Genomic DNA, 4,494 nt, shown 5'->3' with positions numbered 1-4,494 from the left:
GTGGCATCGTCCGACAGGCAACAGCATTCCGGAGTTCGGCATATCGGTGCAGACAGACAACGGGACTCAGCTCTCCAAGAACAAGAAGATAGCCAAAGCCTTCTCCATGACTCCGGGCAAGGCGTATCGTGTACGGGCAGAGTGGAAAGATAACCGCCTGACGATCTTGGGCGATGACGTGGAAGAGGATCTTCCTTCCATCACCTTGACGACAGAGAAAAAGGTNCGTGTACGGGCAGAGTGGAAAGATAACCGCCTGACGATCTTGGGCGATGACGTGGAAGAGGATCTTCCTTCCATCACCTTGACGACAGAGAAAAAGGTAGGCGAGAAGATAGAGCTTAAGATCAATGCCGAGCCGGAAGACCAAGCGGATGTCTGGATAGACCTGAACAACAACAAGGTCAAAGATGCAGGCGAGAGCGTAACCGTATTTGGCTCCGACCAAAAGTACACACTCGCTGCACAGACCGTTACGGTGTATGGAAAGGTAACTGCCTTGGTCTGCTCGTTTCAGTATCTCACTTCCTTGGATGTGATCAAAAACCCCGCTTTGACAGCATTGACTTGTTACGCTAACAGACTTACCTCACTGGATGTGAGCAAGAACACCGCTTTGAAAGAGTTGGAGTGCGACTCTAACTCCCTCACCTCCCTGGATGTGAGCAAGAACACAGCTTTGGAACAGTTGTCCTGCTCCTCTAACTCCCTCACCTCGCTGGATGTGAGCAAGAACAAGGCTTTGACAACGTTGTCCTGCACCCATAACTCCCTCACCTCGCTGGATGTGAGCAAGAACACGGCTTTGACAATATTCGCCTGCTATAATAACCCGAATCTAAGCTCCTTGAAGATCTCGAGCAGCATAAATGATGCGTTGTGGGTCAACGACTGCAAGCTGAGCGCGAAGACACTGAACGAGATATTCACCACGCTTCCCGATGTGAAAGGGCAGAGCACCGGAGATAAAGAGCTCTATATCTCAGGCAATCCGGGTACGGATACGTGCAACAAGAAAATCGCAACAGACAAAGGCTGGACATTGGATGTCGAAGATACTCCGCCTGCCGGCTACAGCATGACGATGACGACAGAGAAAAAGGTAGGCGAAAAGATAGAGTTGCGCATGAATGCCGAACCGGAAGACCAAGCGGATGTCTGGATAGACCTGAACAACAACAAGGTCAAAGATGCAGGCGAGAGCGTAACCGAATTTGGCATCAATAAAGGGTACACACTCGCTGCACAGACCGTTACGGTGTATGGAAAGGTAAGCTACTTGAACTGCTATGGTCAGAAGATAACCTCCCTGGATGTGAGCAAGAACACGGCTTTGACAGGATTGGTCTGCTACTCTAACAGTCTCACCTCGCTGGATGTGAGCAAGAACAAGGCTCTGACATCTCTGGACTGCGAGAAGAATAAAAACCTAAGCTCCGTGAAGATCAGTAGCAGTATAAACAACTATTTGGACTGCAACGACTGCAAGCTGAGCGCGGAGACACTGAACGAGATATTCACCACGCTTCCCGATGTAAAAGAGCAGACCGAAGGGAAGAAAGAGCTATATGTCAAAGGTAATCCGGGAGCGGCGGCGTGCAACAAGAAGATAGCCGAAGACAAAGGCTGGAGATTGGATGTGGATGATACGCCTCCGTCTGTTCCTAACCAAATGACGATGACGACAACGAAAGCCGTCGGCGAGAAGATAGAGCTTGATATCAATGCCGAGCCGGCAGACCGTCCGAATGTCTGGATAGACCTGAACAACAACAAGGTCAAAGATGCAGGCGAGAGCGTAACCGTATTTGGCTCCGACCAAGTGTACACACTCGCTGCACAGACCGTTACGGTGTATGGAAAGGTAAGCTACTTGAACTGCTATGGTCAGAATATAACCTCGCTGGATGTGAGCAAGAACACGGCTTTGACAGAGTTGCTCTGCCTCTTTAACTCCCTCACCTCGCTGGATGTGAGCAAGAACACAGCTTTGAAAGTGTTGGACTGCGGCTATAACTCCCTCACCTCGCTGGATGTGAGCAAGAACACCGCTTTGACAGAGTTGTACTGCCCCTCTAACTCCCTCACCTCCCTGGATGTGAGCAAGAACACCGCTTTGACAGAGTTGTACTGCAACTCTAACAAGTTCACCTCGCTGGATGTGAGCAAGAACACCGCTTTGACAGTGTTGTACTGCGACTCTAACTCCCTCACTTCGCTGGATGTGAGCAAGAACACCGCTTTGACAGAGTTGCGCTGCGGCTCTAACAAGTTCACCTCTCTGGATGTGAGCAAGAATATAGCTTTGACAGATTTGCGCTGCTCCTATAACTCCCTCACCTCCCTGGATGTGAGCAAGAACAAGGCTTTGATACTGTTGGTGTGCTCCTCTAACTCCCTCACCTCGCTGGATGTGAGCAAGAACACCGCTTTGACAGAGTTGTACTGCTCCTCTAACTCCCTCACCTCTCTGGATGTGAGCAAGAATATAGCTTTGACACAATTCTCCTGCGAAAAGAACCCGAATCTAAGCTCCTTGAAGATCTCGAGCAGCATAAAGGACGAGTTATGGATCAGAAAGTGTAAGCTGAGCGCGGAGACACTGAACGAGATATTCCGCACGCTTCCCGATGTAAAAGGGCAGACAGAAGGGAAGAAAGAGCTATATATCAAAGGTAATCCGGGTACGGCAGCGTGCAACAAGAAGATAGCCAAGGACAAAGGCTGGAAATTGGATGTCGAAGATACTCCTCCTCCGCCTGCCGGCAACAGCATGACGATGACGACAACGAAAGCCGTCGGCGAGAAGATAATGCTTAAGATCTATGCCAAACCGGCAGACCGTCCGAATGTCTGGATAGACCTGAACAACAACAAGGTCAAAGATGCAGGCGAGAGCGTAACCGTATTTGGCTCCTATCAAGAGTACACACTCGGTGCACAGACCGTTACGGTGTATGGAAAGGTAACCGGGTTCGACTGCGAAGAGAACTCTCTCACCTCGCTGGATGTGAGCAAGAACAAGGCTTTGGTACGGATGTTCTGCACCGATAACTCTCTCACCTCGCTGGATGTGAGCAAGAACACCGCTTTGGTAGTGTTGGGCTGCGCCTCTAACTCCCTCACCTCGCTGGATGTGAGCAAGAATATAGCTTTGAAAGTGTTGTCCTGCGGCTCTAACTCCCTCACCTCGCTGGATGTGAGCAAGAACACTGCTTTGACACAATTCTTTTGCTCGAAGAACCCGAATCTAAGCTCCCTGAAGATCTCGAGCAGCATAAATGATGAGTTGTGGATCAACCACTGCAAGCTGAGTGCGGAGACGCTGAACGAGATATTCCGAACACTTCCCGATGTAAAAGGGCTGACCGAAGGCGAGAGAAAGATAGCCGCTATCCAAGGTAATCCGGGCACGGCAGCGTGCAACAAGAAGATAGCCACAGACAAAGGCTGGGAATTGGATGTCGAAGATACTCCTCCGCCTGCCGGCAACAGCATGACGATGACGACAACGAAAGCCGTCGGCGAGAAGATAAAGATTTTGATCAATGCCGAGCCGGCAGACCGTCCGAATGTCTGGATAGACCTGAACAACAACAAGGTCAAAGATGCAGGCGAGAGCGTGACCAGCTTTAACTTCAATAAAGAGTACAAGCTCGGCTCTCAGACCATTACGGTGTATGGAAAGGTAACCGCGTTGGGCTGCTACTATGGCAGTCTCACCTCGCTGGATGTGAGCAAGAACACCGCTTTGACATCGTTGGGCTGCTACTCTAACAGTCTCACCTCGCTGGATGTGAGCAAGAACACGGCTTTGAAAACGTTGTCCTGCGAGTCTAACAAGCTCACCTCGCTGGATGTGAGCAAGAACACTGCCTTGACTTATTTGGACTGCGAAAAGAACTCCCTCACCTCGCTGGATGTGAGCAAGAACACCGCTTTGGAACATTTGTCCTGCAGCCATAACTCCCTCACCTCGCTGGATGTGAGCAAGAACACCGCTTTGAGAACGTTGTCCTGCTCCCATAACAAGTTCACCTCGCTGGATGTGAGCAAGAACACCAAGTTGGAACAGTTGGAGTGCTACTCTAACAGGCTCACCTCGCTGGATGTGAGCAAGAACACCGCTTTGAGACGATTCTCCTGTGAGGGTAACCGGAGTCTAAGCTCCTTGAAGATCTCAAGCAGCATAAATGATAAGTTGTGGGTCCGCTACTGTAAGCTGAGTGCGGAGACACTGAATACCATATTCCGCACGCTTCCCGATGTAAAAGGGCAGACCGAAGGCGAGAAGAAGATCTGGATAGCAGACAATCCGGGTACGGATGCGTGCAACAAGAAGATAGCCGAAGACAAAGGGTGGACGGTTAATATTGATTATGATTGAGGGGAATTTCCCTCACCCCGAAGTGGCGGGGCGTAAAATATTGTAGACAAATTCGGGCAGTGCCGGTGCGATAAGTGCCGGCACTGCTTTTTTTGTGCCGAGACGGA

1 protein-coding gene is annotated in these 4,494 nt (G+C 50.4%); it reads left to right on the top strand.

Annotation, left to right across the window (positions count from 1 at the left end):
• A partial coding sequence (locus tag HQ39_RS09290) for a leucine-rich repeat domain-containing protein (RefSeq protein WP_081965417.1) occupies nt 1-4,387 on the top strand: 4,387 nt, incomplete at its 5' end.
• Between the last annotated feature and the right edge of the window lie 107 nt (nt 4,388-4,494).

Origin of the sequence: Porphyromonas sp. COT-108 OH2963 (assembly GCF_000768895.1) — a bacterium.
In the GTDB taxonomy this organism is placed as follows: domain Bacteria; phylum Bacteroidota; class Bacteroidia; order Bacteroidales; family Porphyromonadaceae; genus Porphyromonas_A; species Porphyromonas_A canoris.
Note: the sequence above shows the minus strand (reverse complement) of the source record. Positions and strands in the feature narration are given on the sequence as shown.